General features: G+C 57.7%; 22 protein-coding genes. 17 read left to right on the forward strand and 5 right to left on the reverse strand.

Annotated features, from left to right (window positions below; translation table 11 throughout):
• Positions 1 to 12: 12 nt before the first annotated feature.
• Together AC2TDA_RS04930 and AC2TDA_RS04935 are read right to left on the reverse strand one after the other, a co-directional pair.
• The gene (locus tag AC2TDA_RS04930) at positions 13 to 927 is read right to left on the reverse strand and encodes a DMT family transporter (protein WP_480850079.1); all 915 of its coding nucleotides are present in this window, start codon (positions 925 to 927) and stop codon (positions 13 to 15) included.
• Positions 924 to 1,802, reverse strand: coding sequence for a LysR family transcriptional regulator (locus tag AC2TDA_RS04935; RefSeq protein ID WP_480880814.1), 879 nt, complete (start codon positions 1,800 to 1,802; stop codon positions 924 to 926). Before AC2TDA_RS04935 ends, AC2TDA_RS04930 begins: the two co-directional genes overlap by 4 nt.
• 120 nt (positions 1,803 to 1,922) lie before the next feature.
• Here AC2TDA_RS04935 and AC2TDA_RS04940 point away from each other — a divergent pair, with 120 nt between their 5' ends.
• Together AC2TDA_RS04940 and AC2TDA_RS04945 are read left to right on the forward strand one after the other, a co-directional pair.
• Positions 1,923 to 2,504: an FMN-dependent NADH-azoreductase gene (locus AC2TDA_RS04940; RefSeq protein ID WP_480850075.1), complete on the forward strand. Its 582-nt coding sequence runs from the start codon at positions 1,923 to 1,925 to the stop codon at positions 2,502 to 2,504.
• A 74-nt stretch (positions 2,505 to 2,578) separates the two neighbouring features.
• A complete protein-coding gene (locus AC2TDA_RS04945; protein WP_480880812.1) occupies positions 2,579 to 3,319 on the forward strand; it encodes an aspartate/glutamate racemase family protein in 741 nt (246 codons plus the stop codon).
• Here AC2TDA_RS04945 and AC2TDA_RS04950 read toward each other — a convergent pair whose 3' ends face one another.
• Positions 3,320 to 3,850: a prolyl-tRNA synthetase associated domain-containing protein gene (locus AC2TDA_RS04950; protein WP_480880811.1), complete on the reverse strand. Its 531-nt coding sequence runs from the start codon at positions 3,848 to 3,850 to the stop codon at positions 3,320 to 3,322.
• A gap of 253 nt (positions 3,851 to 4,103) precedes the next feature.
• Between AC2TDA_RS04950 and ffh the strand changes: the two genes are divergently transcribed.
• The 12 genes from ffh (at position 4,104) to AC2TDA_RS05010 (ending at position 12,008) form a co-directional block, all read left to right on the forward strand.
• Positions 4,104 to 5,609, forward strand: coding sequence for a signal recognition particle protein (ffh, locus tag AC2TDA_RS04955; RefSeq protein WP_480880810.1), 1,506 nt, complete (start codon positions 4,104 to 4,106; stop codon positions 5,607 to 5,609).
• On the forward strand, positions 5,606 to 6,163 hold the full coding sequence (locus tag AC2TDA_RS04960) for a GNAT family N-acetyltransferase (protein ID WP_480880809.1): 558 nt from the start codon (positions 5,606 to 5,608) through the stop codon (positions 6,161 to 6,163). The genes ffh and AC2TDA_RS04960 overlap by 4 nt, the downstream gene beginning before the upstream one ends.
• Positions 6,160 to 6,711, forward strand: coding sequence for a GNAT family N-acetyltransferase (locus AC2TDA_RS04965; protein ID WP_480880807.1), 552 nt, complete (start codon positions 6,160 to 6,162; stop codon positions 6,709 to 6,711). The genes AC2TDA_RS04960 and AC2TDA_RS04965 overlap by 4 nt, the downstream gene beginning before the upstream one ends.
• The gene (locus tag AC2TDA_RS04970) at positions 6,708 to 7,244 is read left to right on the forward strand and encodes a GNAT family N-acetyltransferase (protein WP_480880805.1); all 537 of its coding nucleotides are present in this window, start codon (positions 6,708 to 6,710) and stop codon (positions 7,242 to 7,244) included. Before AC2TDA_RS04965 ends, AC2TDA_RS04970 begins: the two co-directional genes overlap by 4 nt.
• Positions 7,241 to 7,795 (forward strand): GNAT family N-acetyltransferase, encoded by a 555-nt coding sequence (locus AC2TDA_RS04975; protein ID WP_480880803.1) that lies wholly within the window; start codon positions 7,241 to 7,243, stop codon positions 7,793 to 7,795. Before AC2TDA_RS04970 ends, AC2TDA_RS04975 begins: the two co-directional genes overlap by 4 nt.
• Positions 7,792 to 8,088 (forward strand): chorismate mutase, encoded by a 297-nt coding sequence (locus AC2TDA_RS04980; RefSeq protein ID WP_480850059.1) that lies wholly within the window; start codon positions 7,792 to 7,794, stop codon positions 8,086 to 8,088. Before AC2TDA_RS04975 ends, AC2TDA_RS04980 begins: the two co-directional genes overlap by 4 nt.
• Before the next feature lie 66 nt (positions 8,089 to 8,154).
• A complete protein-coding gene (gene rpsP / locus AC2TDA_RS04985) occupies positions 8,155 to 8,523 on the forward strand; it encodes a 30S ribosomal protein S16 (protein WP_480850058.1) in 369 nt (122 codons plus the stop codon).
• A 12-nt stretch (positions 8,524 to 8,535) separates the two neighbouring features.
• Positions 8,536 to 9,171 (forward strand): 5,6-dimethylbenzimidazole synthase, encoded by a 636-nt coding sequence (gene bluB / locus AC2TDA_RS04990; RefSeq protein WP_480880802.1) that lies wholly within the window; start codon positions 8,536 to 8,538, stop codon positions 9,169 to 9,171.
• 146 nt (positions 9,172 to 9,317) lie between these two features.
• Entirely contained in the window at positions 9,318 to 9,821 is a 504-nt protein-coding gene (gene rimM / locus AC2TDA_RS04995; RefSeq protein ID WP_480880800.1) for a ribosome maturation factor RimM, read from the forward strand.
• Positions 9,821 to 10,636: a hypothetical protein gene (locus AC2TDA_RS05000; protein ID WP_480880799.1), complete on the forward strand. Its 816-nt coding sequence runs from the start codon at positions 9,821 to 9,823 to the stop codon at positions 10,634 to 10,636. Before rimM ends, AC2TDA_RS05000 begins: the two co-directional genes overlap by 1 nt.
• Positions 10,633 to 11,442, forward strand: a complete 810-nt coding sequence (gene trmD / locus AC2TDA_RS05005) for a tRNA (guanosine(37)-N1)-methyltransferase TrmD (protein ID WP_480880798.1) — start codon at positions 10,633 to 10,635, stop codon at positions 11,440 to 11,442. Before AC2TDA_RS05000 ends, trmD begins: the two co-directional genes overlap by 4 nt.
• A 134-nt stretch (positions 11,443 to 11,576) precedes the next feature.
• Positions 11,577 to 12,008 (forward strand): hypothetical protein, encoded by a 432-nt coding sequence (locus tag AC2TDA_RS05010; protein ID WP_480880797.1) that lies wholly within the window; start codon positions 11,577 to 11,579, stop codon positions 12,006 to 12,008.
• A gap of 17 nt (positions 12,009 to 12,025) precedes the next feature.
• Here the strand turns inward: AC2TDA_RS05010 and AC2TDA_RS05015 are convergent, their stop codons facing one another.
• On the reverse strand, positions 12,026 to 12,829 hold the full coding sequence (locus tag AC2TDA_RS05015; protein ID WP_480880795.1) for a glycoside hydrolase family 25 protein: 804 nt from the start codon (positions 12,827 to 12,829) through the stop codon (positions 12,026 to 12,028).
• A gap of 381 nt (positions 12,830 to 13,210) precedes the next feature.
• Between AC2TDA_RS05015 and rplS the strand changes: the two genes are divergently transcribed.
• The 3 genes from rplS to AC2TDA_RS05030 all read left to right on the forward strand — a co-directional run bounded on the left by rplS (position 13,211) and on the right by AC2TDA_RS05030 (position 15,020).
• Positions 13,211 to 13,594 (forward strand): 50S ribosomal protein L19, encoded by a 384-nt coding sequence (gene rplS / locus AC2TDA_RS05020; protein WP_480850209.1) that lies wholly within the window; start codon positions 13,211 to 13,213, stop codon positions 13,592 to 13,594.
• Positions 13,595 to 13,605: 11 nt separating this feature from the next.
• The gene (gene rpmE / locus AC2TDA_RS05025; RefSeq protein WP_050605278.1) at positions 13,606 to 13,827 is read left to right on the forward strand and encodes a 50S ribosomal protein L31; all 222 of its coding nucleotides are present in this window, start codon (positions 13,606 to 13,608) and stop codon (positions 13,825 to 13,827) included.
• Positions 13,828 to 14,084: 257 nt separating this feature from the next.
• The gene (locus AC2TDA_RS05030) at positions 14,085 to 15,020 is read left to right on the forward strand and encodes an ornithine cyclodeaminase family protein (RefSeq protein ID WP_480880794.1); all 936 of its coding nucleotides are present in this window, start codon (positions 14,085 to 14,087) and stop codon (positions 15,018 to 15,020) included.
• A 193-nt stretch (positions 15,021 to 15,213) separates the two neighbouring features.
• On the opposite strand, the gene AC2TDA_RS05035 is transcribed toward AC2TDA_RS05030, so the two are convergent.
• Complete coding sequence (locus AC2TDA_RS05035; protein WP_480880792.1) at positions 15,214 to 16,809, reverse strand: MFS transporter; 1,596 nt, start codon at positions 16,807 to 16,809, stop codon at positions 15,214 to 15,216.
• Between the last annotated feature and the right edge of the window lie 32 nt (positions 16,810 to 16,841).

Below are 16,841 nucleotides of genomic sequence, written 5' to 3' on the forward strand. Positions count from 1 at the left end.
TGAACGCAAGACTTAGTCCAGTGCCGGGCTTGCGGTATTCGGCGGCACCTCTTCGCTCTTCAGCAAAAGAACAAGCGCAATCCCCGTTAACGCAGCCCCAACCAGGACCAGCGCGGCTGGCGCTGGCCGACCCAGAGCGATTTCCCACAGGATGACCCAGCAGGGTATCAGATAGGTATATGCCATAACCTTGGCTGACGGCAGGCGCAGTGCCGCAAATTGCACCAACACAAAGCTGGCAGCCGTTGCGAATAGAGCCAGGTAAAGAAGGCTGATCCAGACAAGGGGCGAAAGGTTGGCCCAGTCCGTGGCGCGAATATCTGACCAGCCAAAAATTGTCAGGATCAGGCAACCTGCAAGCAGGGTGCCAAAGGCGAACACGACCGCTGACTCCCCTCGATTCAGTTTGCGAACCATTGGGGTATAGACCGCGTGGGCCGCGCAACCCCAGAAATAGATGATCTCGCCACCGCCAATTTCAAACGCGCGAAATGCCAGCCAATCCGCCTTGAAAATCACCCACAGCGCGCCCGTTGCACCGATTGCCAGCGCCGTGGCCATACGAGGTGTCGTGATCTGGCGCAGCAGCACCCATCCCGCAAGCGCTGACATTACCGGTGTCAGAGTAAAGACTGCGGCAGCACTGACAGGGGCAGCTGTCTTGAGGCCATAGAACATCAATACGAAATAGGCCGAGAACAATCCGCCCAGGATCAGATAGCGCCAAGGCGCTTGCGCTGCGCTGCGCGGCAAACCTGTGGTCAAGAGCGCAGCAACACCAAGGACAACCGCCGCAATGGCAAAACGTGCCGCCGTGATCGCAGAAGGCGCAATCTGATTGGCCACCATCGCGCCCAGCGAAAAGCTGCCTGCAACCAATGCTGAAAAAACAAGCATAGCCAGATGGCCGCGGGCCTGTTGGCTCATGTCTGCCAGCCTTTGGAATGCTCTTTGAGGAATTTCAGAAAAGCCTGCACCTTGGTCGTGCGATGCAGGTCCACATGGGTGACCAGCCACAGCTTGCCGAACCACTCAGGCAAAGGATCGACAACTTCGATCAGATCAGGATCGCGAGCCGCCTCCCACCTTGCCATGAAACCGATGCCAGCGCCGGCCAGAACCGCCTCGCGCATACAGAAATTGTTGGTGCAGCGAAAAGTGATCGCCTCTGCGGGAACTGTCGCGCGCAGCCATCTCGAAAACGGAGCCCGGCTGTTTTCGTCATCCGCGCTGACAAAGAAATGGCTGGCAAAATCCTCAACGCTCGCAGGCTTGCCATGGCGGTCGATGTAAGACTTGCTCGCATAAAGCCCCACCTCTTGTAGAACAAACGGCTGCACCACGTTGTCGGGCTGATCCGGGACGGCGCCCGCGCGAATGGCGACATGGGCTTCACCATATTCCAGGCGGAACAGGCGGTCGCCCGTCAGATAGCGCACTATTAACCCCGGATGCGCATTTTGGAATTCACTGAGTACCGGCACGATCAGAGGTGCGAACGACGCCAGTGAGGTCACGACAAGTTCGCCCGAGACGTCATCGCCGCGCCCCTTCATCCGGCCTACCAGTTGGTTGAATTGATCTTCGGTCGCCTGCGCCACCCGCAATAGGTCATCGCCCGCATCTGTCGGTGTGTAACCACGCGCGTGGCGCTGGAATAGTTTGACGCCCAAGCGCGCCTCGATCGCGTCGATATGGCGGATGACCGTTGCATGATGCACACCCAGAACTTCGGCCGCACCGCTGACCGTGCCCATGCGCGCCACCTGATAGGCGGTTCTCACTTCGTCCCAATTGTCCATTGCATCGCTTCCAGTGTGCAAATTCCAACAATGACTGTTGATGTATCCGAGTTTTGTTCGCCAGCGCAACAAACATATTGAGCCCGAATTCAATTCACACTGACCAAAGGACCAACTGAAATGATCAAGACCATTCTGCACATCGACGCCTCGGCCCGCCGCGACGGATCGACCACCCGTGAATTGTCAGACCGGGTCGTCAAGCACCTGAACGCTGGCAGAATCATCCGCCGCGATCTGGCGACTCCGCTTCCTCTGCTGACTGAAGACTGGATCAACGCCAACTTCACGCCAGCCGATCAGCGCAACGAAGCTCAGCGTGATCATCTGTCCCTGTCTGATGAGCTGGTGCAGGAACTGCAGCAGGCGGATACAATCGTCATCGGCCTGCCTATTTACAACTTCTCGGTTCCAGCCGCGTTCAAGGCCTGGATCGACCTGGTTGCCCGCGCTGGTTTGACGTTTGCCTATACCGAAAACGGCCCCAAGGGTTTGCTTGAGGGCAAGCGGGCCGTTCTGGCAATTGCCTCGGGCGGTGTGCCCGTCGGTTCCGAAGTCGACTTTGCCACCAACTATGCGCGCCACGTACTGGGCTTCATAGGCATCACCGATGTCGACGTGGTTGCTGCGGATCAGATGGCCGTCGATGCCGAAGCAGCCCTGAACAACGCACGCAAGGCCGTTTCCGAACTGGCGGCTTGATCGACCCTCTGGTCAATCCACTTTGAAACGTCCAGTCTGCGCCCCATCAGGTCAATTCGGATTGGGCGTTTCAAATGAAAAAGATCGGAATTCTGGGCGGCGTCGGCTGGGCCTCAACCGTGGACTACTACCGTGCTATCGCCGAAGGTTCAGGCCGGTATTTTGCCGAACGTGGTCATGGGTCCCCGCTGCCAGTCCCTCCGATGACGATCGAATCTGTCACGCAAGCCAAAACCCGAGCCCTACGTGGCGTGGCCGGAGACGAACAAAGCTGGGCCGCGTTCGACGCTGTCTTTCGTGAGGCGCTTCTCACCCTCGAACGCGCGGGTTGCGACTTTGGCATTATCGCGTCAAACACGCCTCACGCCAGATTGCACGCAATCCGGCAAGGTGTGTCTATGCCGATCCTGAGCATCTTTGACGCAACCGCCCATGTTACTGCCACAACGTCAGCGTCGAAAGCTTTGGTTTTGGGGACGACGGTTACAATGCAGGCTACTGATTATGCCGAACATCTTGCTGCCAAGGGCGTCACAGCCAATGACCCGCTGCCCGGACCGGCAATAGCCGAAATGCAGGATATGATCGACACAGACTTCTATGGAGGTGCGTCGAACGCCGCCCGTTTCCGACTGCTGGCTTTCTGCAATCGCCACGCAACACCCGGAACCGCAGTCCTTTTGGCCTGCACCGAGCTACCGCTGGCCTTTCCTGATCATCTGGACGACCCGGTATTCGAGGCCGATGGGCATCTGTTCATCAACCCATCCGCTGCACATGTCGCGGCCGCACTGAACAAGGCACTGGACAACTGATCAGGGCAGCCAGTTCACGTCGCATCCAATTCTATCAAGGAACGCCATCAAATCGGTGCGGGGCATTGCAACCGTCCGATCATTGACCAACGGATGCATATTTATGACGTCCGACTGTTGTGCGGCAGCGTCCATGAAGAAACGCACGTTGTTTTCCACCCCGTTGATCATCGCCAGCGGACTAACTGCGCCGGGGCGAATGCCGAGGTTCTGCATCAGTCGATCCGCCGAGCCAAAAGACAAATTGCCGATCCCGAGTTCAGCCGCAAGCGCCTTGAGATCGATCTCGCGGCTTTGTTCCAGCGTTATCAGGTAATTCCGCTTCTTCTTGTCGCGCAGGTACAGGTTCTTGAGCCGCAGGACATTCTCACCAGGCACTAAAAACTGATCCTCGACCCCTTTGGCGTCTTCGACAGTGCGCAACGGGATGTGCGTATGAAGTCGATAGGTCAGCCCCCATTCATCCAGTTGCGAGAGCAGCGCATCAGAGCTAAGCGGCAAAGTATCCTGAAATGCAGATGATGCATCCATGTCGGCCTCCCGGTGAGTTTCGGTCGCATTTGCAGCGAAAGCGTGCCGGGTTCAAGGCCTGTCTCGCTTGACTCTACAAGCAAACAGGCATACGCAACCGCCAAACATCCGGAAGCCGTGATCTTCCGGTCCCTTGAGTCGTTCAGGGATCGCCCCCCACCAGCGTGTTACGCCCGTGGGGGCAATTGTGTATTCAACCGGTGTTTCCTACTTAGGAAGCATCAAGTCAAAACCGGCATAGGAGGCCGAAGGCATGTTTGAAAATCTATCCGAACGCCTCTCTGGCGTCTTTGACCGGCTGACCAAGCAAGGCGCCCTGTCCGAAGAGGACGTAAAAACCGCCCTGCGCGAAGTGCGTGTAGCCTTGCTTGAGGCTGACGTCTCGCTGCCGGTGGCACGCGAATTCGTCAAGAAGGTGCAGGATCAGGCCACCGGTCAGGCTGTCACCAAGTCGATTACGCCCGGCCAGCAGGTCGTCAAGATCGTACACGACACGCTGGTTGATGTTCTGCGCGGCGAGGACGATCCCGGCGCGTTGAAGGTCGACAACCCGCCCGCTCCGATCCTGATGGTCGGTCTGCAGGGTTCGGGTAAGACGACGACGACCGGTAAGCTTGCCAAGCGACTGAAGGAGAAAGAGGGCAAAAAGGTCCTGATGGCCTCGCTGGACGTCTATCGCCCGGCGGCGATGGATCAGCTGGCGGTTCTGGGCACCCAGGTCGGCGTGGATACCCTGCCGATCGTACCGGGCCAGAAGCCGGTCGATATCGCCAAACGTGCCAAACAGCAGGCGACGCTAGGCGGCTATGACGTCTACATGCTCGACACCGCGGGTCGTCTGCACATCGACGAAGTGCTGATGGACGAGGTCGAGCAGGTCCGCAATGCGGTCGACCCCCGTGAAACCCTGTTGGTCGTCGACGGTCTGACCGGTCAGGTCGCTGTTGAGGTCGCAGAAGAGTTCGAGGCCAAGGTTGGCATCTCGGGCGTGGTCCTGACCCGGATGGACGGCGACGGGCGCGGCGGTGCGGCGCTGTCGATGCGCGCGGTTACTGGCAAGCCTATCCGCTTTGTCGGTCTGGGCGAAAAAATGGACGCGCTCGAAACCTTCGAGCCGGACCGGATCGCCGGTCGTATTCTGGGCATGGGCGACATCGTTGCCTTGGTCGAAAAGGCCCAGGAAACGATGGAGATGGAACAGACCGAGCGCATGATGAAGCGCATGGTCAAGGGTCAGTTCAACATGAACGACCTGAAAATGCAGCTGGAACAGATGATCCAGATGGGCGGCATGCAGGGCATGATGGGCATGATGCCGGGCATGGGCAAAATGGCCAAGCAGATGGATCAGGCCGGCATGGACGACAAGATCCTGCGCCAGCAGATCGCGCTGATTCAGTCCATGACCAAGCGTGAACGCGCCAACCCGCAGCTGCTGCAAGCTAGCCGCAAGAAGCGGATTGCGGCAGGTTCGGGCATGGAGGTCAGCGACCTCAACAAGCTGATCAAGATGCACCGGCAGATGTCGGACATGATGAAGAAGATGGGCAAGATGGGCAAAGGCAAGATGCTGAAGCAGGCCATGAAAGGCATGTTCGGCAAAGGCGGCCCCTCGCCCGAGGAAATGGCCGCGGGTATGGACCCCAAGGCACTGGAACAGGCGGCCAAGGCGATGGGTGGCAAGATGCCCGGTATGCCTGGAATGGGTGGCGGCATGACCCTGCCCCCGGGTCTGAGCGGTTTCGGAAAGAAAAAGTGACCCCAGCACGCTGCACCCAGCCCCCGTCCGGAAAGGCGGCGATGGCAGCAGCGCATTATCGCGCTGCCCTGCCGGTCATCGAGACCCGGCGGCTGGTCCTGCGTGCTCCACGTATTGAAGACCTGTCTGTGTGGACGGCGATTTGTCGGGACTGCTTTGGCGATACGGAACAGGAAGCTTGGACCGAGTTTTCCTATTATACGTCCGGCTGGCTTCTGCACGGTCACGGCTTGTTCACGGTCACAAGAAAAGAAGACAACCAGATCGTCGGCTTCGTCATTTTGGGGCTTGAATGGGACGATCACGAGCCCGAGCTAGGCTATATGTTCGGAGCAGAGCATCGTCTGCAAGGATATGCCACTGAAGCCTGTTCTGCCGTGCGTGATTTTGGGTTCGACCTGCTTGGACCGGGACAATTCGTAAGCTACGTGTCGGCCTCCAATGCCCGCTCGAATGCCCTCGCCCAACGATTGGGCGCATCGCGTGACAAAGTTGCCGAGCGCACCGTTGGCACGGATCAGCATGTCTGGCGTTACGGCGGGGTGCAGGCATGACAATTTCCATGGCGATCCCAACACTGGAAACAGAACGCCTGATCATGCGCGCGCCGTGCGAGGCTGACTTCGTGCCAGAGGCCGAGTTCTTTGCCAGCGATGCCTCAAAATTCGTGGGCGGTCCGCTTCGTCCGGACGAGACCTGGCGCATGGTAGCGACGCTGCTGGGCCACTGGGCCATGCGTGGCTTTGGCTTCTGGGGCGTCGAAGAAAAGGACACCGGAACCTATGTAGGTCACGTTGGCCTGTGGCGTCCTCACAGCTGGCCTGAATCTGAAATCGGCTGGACGCTGATGAACCACGCAACCGGCAAAGGCTATGCGACCGAAGCCGCTCTGGCATCTCGGACATATGCTTATGACGTATTGGGTTGGGACACCTCGATCTCTCTGATCGATCCGCAAAATGCGGGTAGCAAGGCCGTAGCGGAACGGCTGGGCGCCCGGTTCGAAAGCATCTACGAACATCCCAAATTCGGCACCATGCAGATGTGGCGTCACCCCGGACCTTCCGATCTCGTGAACGGCGGGATGGAGGCCTACGCATGATTGACCTCCAGATCCCTACTCTCAAAACTGATCGGCTGATCCTGCGAGGCCCTGAAGAACGTGATTTCGAGAACGTCGCCGAGTTCTTTGCTGACAAAGATCGAAGCTGGGGCTTTGGCGGACCTCTGGGCCGGAACGAAGCATGGCGATGGTTCGCCAGCATGATCGGCCACTGGGTTCTGCACGACTATGGCTTCTGGACCGTCGAAACCCATGGCGGTCAGCCCGTAGGCTTTGTCGGAATCTGGGGCCCCGAAGGCTGGCCTGAACCGGAGCTCGGCTGGGTCATGTTCGCCGGAAGCGAAGGCAAGGGATACGCGGGCGAAGCCGCAGAAGAGGCGCGCCGCTATGCCTATGAAGTTCTGGGTTTCGAGACCCTGAGCTCGAATATCTTTCCGGGCAACGACCGCTCGATCGCTTTGGCCGAGCGGCTGGGCGCGCACTACGAGCGCAGCTATGAAAACGTGTCTCATGGTACCGAGCTGGTCTATCGCCACCCCGGCCCGGACCAGTTATCGGAGGGGATCGCATGACAACGACATACTCGATCCCCTCGATTGAAACCGAACGCCTGATACTGCGCGCGCCACATTGGAATGACTTGCCCGCGATGACTGCGTTCTACGCGTCTGAACGCAGCCACATGGTCGGCGGACCCAGAGATGAGCTGGGCAGTTGGAGCGCGTTAACCAACCGCCTTGGTCACTGGGCGGTGAGAGACTACGGTCTTTGGCACCTGACCGAAAAGTCCACCGGCCTGTTTGCGGGATGGGTTGGCATTATAGATATCCCCGGATGGGACGAGCCTGAACTTGGCTGGACCCTGCTCGAAGAAGCCGAAGGCAAAGGGCTTGCGTATGAGGCCGCCGTTGCCGCTCGTACATATGCGGCGAAGCAACAGAACCTGAGCCGTGTAATTTCCTATATCGCCCACGAGAACACCCGTTCGCGTGCATTGGCCGAACGGTTGGGCGCCACCTATGAGCGTGAGGGCGAGGTGCTGGGTAAAACTTGTCAAGTTTGGCGCCACCCCAAGATCGACCTATCCGAACCTGCATTGAGCACCGAAAGGACCAGCCAATGAACAACCCCGTGACGCGAGCCGCCATGCTGCTGAAGGAGCATCGCGAAAGCATCGACCGGCTGGACGCGATCCTCGTCTATACGCTGGGCGAGCGGTTCAAACACACGCAGGCCGTTGGCAAGCTCAAGGCCGAACACGACCTTCCCCCGTCCGATCCTTCGCGCGAAGCTGCACAGATCGCACGGTTAGAAGAACTGGCGAAAACGGCGGATCTGGACCCTGATTTCGCCAAGGCTGTCCTGAATTTCGTCATTCAGGAAGTCATCCGACACCACAAGAAACACCAGAAATAGCCGGGCAATTCCCGGCTTCACCAAAGACACGCCATTGGCGTGATGCCATTCAAAGGAGATACCACCATGGCAATGAAAATTCGTCTCGCCCGCGGCGGCTCGAAAAAGCGTCCCTTCTATCGCATCGTGGCTGCTGACAGCCGCATGCCGCGCGACGGCCGTTTCATCGAAAAGCTGGGCACTTACAACCCGCTGCTGCCGAAAGACAGCGAAGAGCGCGTGAAAATGAACATGGAGCGCATTCAGTACTGGCTGGACCAGGGCGCCCAGCCCACCGACCGTATCGCACGCATGCTGGAAGCAGCAGGCACCCGCGAAAAGGCCGAGCGCAACAACCCCAACAAGGGTACTCCGGGCAAGAAAGCTCAGGAGCGCGCGGAAGAGAAAGCTGCTAAAGCTGCTGCTCCGGCAGAAGAAGCTGCTGCTGAAGAATAAGCAGGTAGGCGCGTGCAGGATCAGACTTTCAGTAACGAATTCCGCACGCAATTCGATCTGTTGCTGCGGCTCCGGCGTGATGTGCGCCGGTTCCGCAGCGATCCCGTGGACGAGGCGGTGCTGGCGCGCTGCCTCGACACGATTCGACTGGCTCCCTCGGTGGGGCTAAGTGAACCCTGGCGCGTGATCCGCGTCGAAAGCCCGGCAGCACGCGCAGCCGCGCTTGAAAATTTCCAGACCGCAAACGCCGAAGCCCTTGCGGGCTACTCTGGTGAATCGGCGAAAATTTATAGCGGCTTGAAACTGTCGGGCATGAAAGAAGCGCCTGTGCAACTGGCCGTGTTTTGTGACGAGGCGACCGACAAGGGCCTGGGGCTGGGTGCAGGAACGATGCCCGAAACGCGCCGCTACTCGGTAGTAACTGCCATCACTCTGTTCTGGCTGGCCCTGAGGGCCGAAGGGCTGGGGCTGGGCTGGGTGTCGATTCTCGACCCTGACCGTTTGACCCGCGATCTTGACGTGCCTTACAGTTGGCGGCTGATCGGCTATTTCTGCGTCGGCTGGCCCGAAGAACTGTTGGACGCCCCCGAGCTTGAGCGCGTCGGCTGGGAAAGTCGAAGCACGGAACTGGCGGTCGAGGTGAGATAGGCAGATGTTCGGATTGTTACGACTTCCCATCCTTCTGCTGATCGCCTTTATTGTGGGCGTATACTTTGAACGCAGCAACCAACGTGAGGCATGTGCGAACCAGGGCAACTGGCAGGATGGGATATGTGTGACAACGGAAGGATCAAATGAGTGATCTGATCTGCGTAGGCAGTATTGCGGGCTCGTATGGGGTGCGCGGCGAGGTGCGGTTGAAAAGCTACTGCGCGGTGCCCGAAGATATCGAAACCTATTCTCCGCTGACCGACGAGACCGGCGCGGAACGCTATCCACTGGTTCTGACCCGAACAATCAAGAATGGGTTTGCTGCAAGGTTGGGCGGGGTCGAGACCAAAGAAGAGGCCGATGCAATCAATGGTCTGCGCCTGTTCGCCCGGCGCGACCAACTGCCATCGTTGCCGGATGACGAGTTTTATCACACCGATCTGATCGGACTGGAAGTCTATGACACTGGCGGCACTCTGTTGGGCCGCGTGAAATCGGTGCAGAACCACGGTGCAACCGATCTGCTGGAACTGCACGGACCCAGCTTGAAGTCCACGGTTTTTCTTCCCTTTACACTCGAGGCGGTTCCTACGGTCGATCTGGAGCAAGGCCGTATCGTAGCCGATCCACCCGAAGGCCTGCTGTAATGCGGAAGATCATGCTGCATCTGGGTCTGCACAAGACCGGAACGACGGCAGCACAATCCTTCCTGTTCGAAAATCGCGAATTGATCTGGCCAGATCACGCGCTGGTTCTGCCCTATCGCACGCGCAAATCTGGCCTGGCCGAAGCGGCCACGCGCTATTCGGTCTATGGCACGCCCGGCGCACTCACTGACTTTACTGACATGATGCACGCGTTTCTGGCGTCACTGGATTTTGGCAACCGACGAGGGCTGATCCTCAGCGAAGAAAATTTCGCGGGCCTGCGGCCTAGCCGCAATGTCGCAGTGGGGTACGAGGCCGCGCCCGAACTTGCGGCGCATCTGGTAAATCTGGTTCGGGATCGCTTTTCCGGCGAACCCTTGGATATCACCGTGTATCTTTCCCTGCGGCAACGCGGAAGCTGGTTGCGCAGCCTGTGGGCTCATGACTTGCAGCGCACGCGTCTGGTTCAGGATTTCGAGGCCTATCGAACGCGCCTCGATCCGGTGCCTTCGCCGCAATCCACAGCCGGGCTTTTCCGTGACCGGCTAACGGGGGTTAATGTTCAAACCGAGTGGCTTGAAGACTTGCAAGGTCGTCCCTTTGGACCCGGGGATCCATTTGCGGAATTCTTGGACTTGCCCTCGGAACAAACCGCGCAACTGATCGGCCCGACCCGTGCCAATCACCGCCTGCCCGAAGAAATATTGGCCGAGCTGCTGGGCCTCAACCGGTCTGGTCTGGACGAAGCCGCGCTGATCCGACAAAAGGCGGCTTTGGTTGAAAGCGCTCAAAACGATCTGATCGGCACCACATGACAGACAATCCTGGTAAATCCCATGGCCGTAAAGCCATCCGTCCAACACTGAAGCCGCGTGAGCTGATGACCCCGACACCGGATTTGCACGGTGTGTGGAAAGCCAAGATCATCACATTGTTCCCCTCGGCCTTTCCGGGCGTATTGGGGGAGAGCCTGACCGGAAAGGCGCTGCAAGAAGGGTTATGGCAGCTGGAGACGGTCGACCTTCGCCAATTCGGCATCGGCAGGCACCGGAACGTAGACGACACGCCCGCCGGTGGTGGCGCCGGAATGGTGTTACGTGCAGACGTGCTGGGCGAAGCGATCGAACGTACGATGGAGGGGATACAGGGCAACTGGCCACTGATTTACCTCAGCCCGCGCGGCCGGCGGATGGATCAGCGCATGATGCAGAACCTCGCGCGCTGTGACGGAATGACCCTTCTTTGTGGCCGCTTCGAAGGCGTGGATGAAAGGGTGCTGGAACATTACGGCGTTCAGGAAGTCAGTTTAGGCGATTTCGTCATGACCGGCGGTGAAATCGCGGCCCAAGCTTTGATCGACGCAACAGTCAGGTTGATTCCGGGCGTGCTGGGCAATCAGGCCTCAGCCGAAGAAGAGAGCTTTTCGTCGGGCCTGCTGGAACATCCGCAATACACGCGCCCCGCAGAATGGAAGGGCCGTCCGATCCCTGATATTCTGATGTCTGGCCACCATGGGCGTATCGCCCAGTGGCGTCAGGATTTGTCGCAGCAGATCACCCGCGAGCGGCGGCCGGACTTGTGGGAAAACTATCTGAAATCACTAGGCAAGACTTCGGACTGACACGCCATGTGTGTCCCCCATGCCGCATATTCAAGCTTTGAGTGCTCACTGCTTGTGGCTGATTAATTCTCGAAATACTCATCCAACAGATGTTGCGCGCATCTATTCCACATTAGCGTAAGACAGGCTGTTTAATGAAAAGAATCATTTTCCTCGCTTTGCTGGCCACTTCGGCCTGCACAACCAAACCTCTTGCCACATCGGTCCCAACGCAGGCTGGTCATGACCTTAACTCTGCCCGTTCCGCATTTAAGGGGTGCGTCGCCGAAAAGCATGAGGGGGAAAACGCTGCTGTCGTTGGTGGTTACATGACTAACGTTCTGTTGTTTGGCATTGTTATTGGCCCGATCCTTACTGTTCCTTTTGAAGATGAACTGCGCGATCAGGGTGCCATCGATCAAGTGAACCGCTGTATGACCGAGCATGGGTTTGAACGCCGCCAGCTGTCGGACGGCGAGAGGTTCTGGCTGAATGATTCCTTTGGCGAAGAACGTGAACGCCGGCTCAGTCATCTAGTAGGCGGCGGCACTATCGAAACATACTCTGCGACCAGAGCTAAGTCTTAGGCCCACCGGACCAGACGTCAGTATCCGCCACTTTTCCACTGCGCCCAGATTTCGGGCGTTCCGTTGAACGTATTGATGTCCACCTTGCCCTGCACGCCGGGCACCAGGCCTGTGCCCGTGTATTGCCAGAACCGCCAAATAGACTTCGGGTAGACGTTGCGGGGGTGGCCCGCAACTGAACGCAGCCAGAATTCAGCCTTGGGCAGCCGTCCGATATTGGTGTCTTGGTAGAAATCGACTGTTGTATATATGATCGGGCGGCGTCCATAGTGACGTTCCAGGATGTCCAGAAACCGCTGCGCCTCCGCCCGGACTGTACTGCCATCGGGGCGCAGTGTGCACGTCTTGGAATGAGGCGTCCATTCCATGTCCAGCACGTGCGGAAGATCAGCCCCCTTAGGCACGTTGCGAATAAACCACCTTGCCTGTTCCGCTGCCGAACGACAGAAATAGTAGTAGTGATACGCCCCCCAGGGCACTCCAGCCGCCTGCGCGCCACGCCGATGGTCGTCAAACAGAGGGTCAGCTACGTCGCCACCTTCGGTTGCCTTAATAAAGACAAAACTCACGCCTGAGGATTGGGCTTTGCGCCAGTCGATTTGCCCCTGCCAGCGCGAAACATCCAACCCATGCACCGGGTAATGCCCAGGGTGCCGGCCTTCCCATTCATGCGGATCGGCGTCCCCGAAATCCGGGTAGATAACTGCCGGGGCCGTTGCGTCGGCAAAAGTCAGCGGCTCAACTGACTGAGGCGCGGGACCGCGGCGCCCGCAAGATACCAGCGCAAGGGTAGCAAGGACCAGCATCAGTGCTTTACGCATCATGTATTCCTGTTTCAAATTTCTGCTCGTATTATTGTGACCAGAATGCCTGATCGGCCTCACAAGGCAACGGAGCATTTTCCCAACGGCGAAAACCCACCGCCCATCCCCTTATTCGATTGCGATTTAGGCTTGATCCCGACCCGCAAAGCCCGTAAAGCACGGCAATCCGGTGCCGCGCCTACGCGACTCCGGTGTTTTGGTTTGTTTCGCAGCGAGACGTCGGGTTTTCTTCGACCAGGACACGGTGCGGCAGGCCGGACCAAAGGAACATTCGATCTGACCTCTGGCGGGCTGTACGCAGGACCCGGTGAAGACCAAGAGCTCTCAGGCCGTGCCCAAACTTCGTGGACCAACCACGAGCAGATAGGAGTAATTGCGATGGACCTGATCGCACAGCTTGAGGCGGAACAGATTGCCGCCCTGGGGAAAGACATCCCCGATTTCAAAGCCGGTGACACCATCCGTGTCGGCTTTAAAGTGACCGAAGGGTCGCGCACCCGTGTGCAGAACTACGAAGGCGTCTGCATCGCGCGCAACAACGGCACGGGCATTGCCGGTTCGTTCACCGTTCGCAAGATTTCGTTTGGCGAAGGCGTGGAGCGTGTGTTCCCGCTGTATTCGACCAACATCGACAGCATCACCGTTGTCCGTCGTGGCCGCGTTCGTCGCGCCAAACTGTACTATCTGCGCTCGCGCCGTGGTAAATCCGCGCGTATCGCAGAAGTCACCAACTACAAGCCCAAGGCTGGCGCCGAAGCGTAAGGAACGGAAAGATGAAAAAAGACATCCATCCCGATTATCACGTCATCGACGTCAAAATGACCGATGGCACCGTGGTTCAGATGAAATCCACCTGGGGCGCCGAAGGCGACCAGTTGGCCCTAGAAATCGACCCCTCCGTGCACCCTGCGTGGACCGGTGGCTCGTCGCGCCTGATGGACGCTGGCGGTCGCGTGTCGAAGTTCAAAAAGAAATACGAAGGCCTGGGCTTCTAAACCTAGCCTCATCCGAATGCGAAAGGCCGCTCCGTTGGAGCGGCCTTTTTTGTCGAACAATCAAGTGCTGGTCAGCATCTGGTTCGAGCCCAAAATACCGTTTGCTGCAATAGAGGCAAATGACCGCAAAGTTGCAGTTGCTGTTTGATGGTCTATGGTACCGGCCAGTACTTCGTTGAGCCGCCTGATCCGATTGTAAGGGGGGGTGCATTGTCGAAGACATACGGACTGAACAGGCCCGCGATCAGGATATTGAGATGACCGAGTTTATTTCGTTTGAAGAGGGCGAGAAAAACCTCGATTGGATCGCGCTTACAGACGTTTTCATAAAAGGGCACGATTTGCCAAAAGCTGAAGTCGCCGATGTGCTTCTCTACCAGGGTGACAACACACTCTTGAATCGGTCAGCCTGGATTGAAGGCATGGGACTTGCGGTGAAATGCGCCACAGTCTTTCCAAAGAACGCGGTTTCGGGCAAACCCACGATTGGGGGTGCAGTCAATCTCTTCTCAGATCAGGACGGAAAGCTAGCGGCGATCATTGACTTTCACCTTGTGACCAAATGGAAAACCGCAGGGGACAGCCTTTTGGGCGCACGACGTCTCGCGCGCACTGATAGCAACCAAATTCTAATTGTTGGCGCGGGGACTGTCAGCCACTCCCTACACGCAGCCTACAGCGTGCTATTCCCGAATGCTAAATTTACCGTCTGGAACCGGTCGCCTGAGGGCGCCGAGGCATTTGCCAAGCTTTATCCCGGGACTAACGTAGCCACCAGCCTTTCTGACGCTGTTGAGCATGCAGACATCATCACATCTGCAACCATGTCGACCGATCCTCTGCTGAGGGGAGAATGGCTGCGGCCGGGCCAACACGTAGACCTTATCGGATCCTACCGGCCCGATATGCGTGAGGCCGATGATGAGGTGCTACGCCGGGGTCGCCTCTTTGTCGACAGCCGGGACACCACAATTGATCACATCGGCGAGTTGAAGACCCCAATCTCGCAAGGCGTTATTACTCAAGATGATGTGATTGCAGATTTCTATCAGATGGATCGTATGCAGCGCGAAAGTGACGATCAGATCACCGTGTTCAAGAACGGAGGTGGTGCGCATCTCGATTTAATGGCGAGCTGCTTCATACTGTCATCCTGGCAAGCCACTAAAGCAGGCCACGATGTGTGCGTTTAAAGTGGAATAACGCCTTCGATTTGAACCTTCTTTCCAGTTATTTTTTTTGTTCTACAGCAGACGACCCAATACCCGACATTGCCTTAGCTATTGGATATGTCAGCTTTGTCCGCAAAGCGGACCTAACGGCCATTCAAAGCGGAGTATTGTGTTTCAAAACGGCGAACCCATGACCAGCTCACGCTGCCATGGATCATCTCCGCTCTTTCGTCAGGTCGACCGCACTATGCAACGGCGGCACCGGGCCGCGCAGCAACAGGATCGCAAGTACCATCGCGATTAGCGCCGCCATCGCCGCAACGAACATTGCGCTGTCAAAAGCGTTGTCCTGCAATTCGCGCAAAGCTTGCGCCAAAGTGGTTCCCTTTTCAGGATCCAGCTCTGCAATTAATTTTTGAATCTGACTGGGTGCCCCATGTGTCAAAGCGTGGGCCAGATCGGTGCGCTGTGTTGATCCAGCCGGCAGAGCATTAATAACTTCGGACAACCCCCAACGGATCGTGACGGCTTCGGCAAGACCACCGATCACAGAACCCAAAGTCGCCCCGAAATAGAGGAATGCATTCACCACACCAGAGCCCTGCCCCACATGTTCTTCTGGCAATAGGCGCAAGGCCAAGCGGGGCAAAAGGGAAAATCCAATGCCCAACCCAACTCCGATAATTGCCAGTTTCCACCAAAGCTCGGCATAACCGGTCGTATTCGTGGTCGTCGTTAACAGTAAAAACCCCAAGGCCATGAACCCCATACCAAAGATGACTGGCCATTGGAAACTGTACGGGGCCAGAAACCGAGGTGCGAAAACTGACACGATGAACATGCTCACGCTAAGCGGCAGGATCGCCAGGCCTGCATCAATGGGCGAATAGCCGAACGTATCCGGCGATTGAACAAAGACGTTAAAGTAGACAAAGAAACTAAAGAGAGTGAAGCCGGTGAAGAACATTCCCGTTGCCGCCATAAAATAGCGCGGATGGCGGAAATACCGCAATTCGATCAACGCGTCTGAACTGCGCCGTGATGTAATCACCAGTGCAATCACCGCGACCGCGGACACACACAACGGGACCAGAGTCAGTTTTGAGTCCCATCCCCGGCTCTCGCCATTGCTCAGCGCAAATGACAATGGCCCCAGAAGCAGGATCAGTGCAATTGCGCCTGGAAAATCAAACCGGGCATCGGCCAGACGGGTATCTGGTACATAGTTTCGCTTGCTCACCCGCAAGCCAATGACAAAAGCCGCGGCCAGCAGAACGAGGTCAATTGCAAACACGCCCCGCCAACTGATGTAGTGGGCGAAAGCGCCACCAACGATTGGCCCCACACCAATGGCAAGGCCGACGATCGCCCCCCACGCTCCCGTGACACTCGCGCGCTGCTCGTCCGGCGTTGCGGCTGTCAATATGGACAGCGATGTTCCGAATAGTGCCGCCGCCCCCGCGCCTTGGGCGCCGCGACCGATCAGCAGCATGGTGGCATCTTGCGCAAACAAAGCAAAACCCGATCCGGCAGCAAAGACAATCATCCCGAAAAAGAACACACCCATCTTACCGGTGATATCCCCCAACCGACTGACGATTGTAACAAGGGTGGCGCTGACGACCGTATACAGGGCCATTACCCATTGCAGGGCGGAAGGTGTCAGATCAAATTCCGCCTTGAGATTGGGCAGGATGGTCGCCACCGCCGTGGTATTGAAACCCACGACCATCATACAGATGGCGGTCATCGCCAGTACCACGCGCGCACCGCCCGTGTCCGAGGTGTCACTTGTGTTTGTCGTGGTCATCAGCTTGCCCCAGTTCCCGAATGGGCCTTCTG

This window comes from Ruegeria sp. HKCCD6426 (assembly GCF_057221115.1).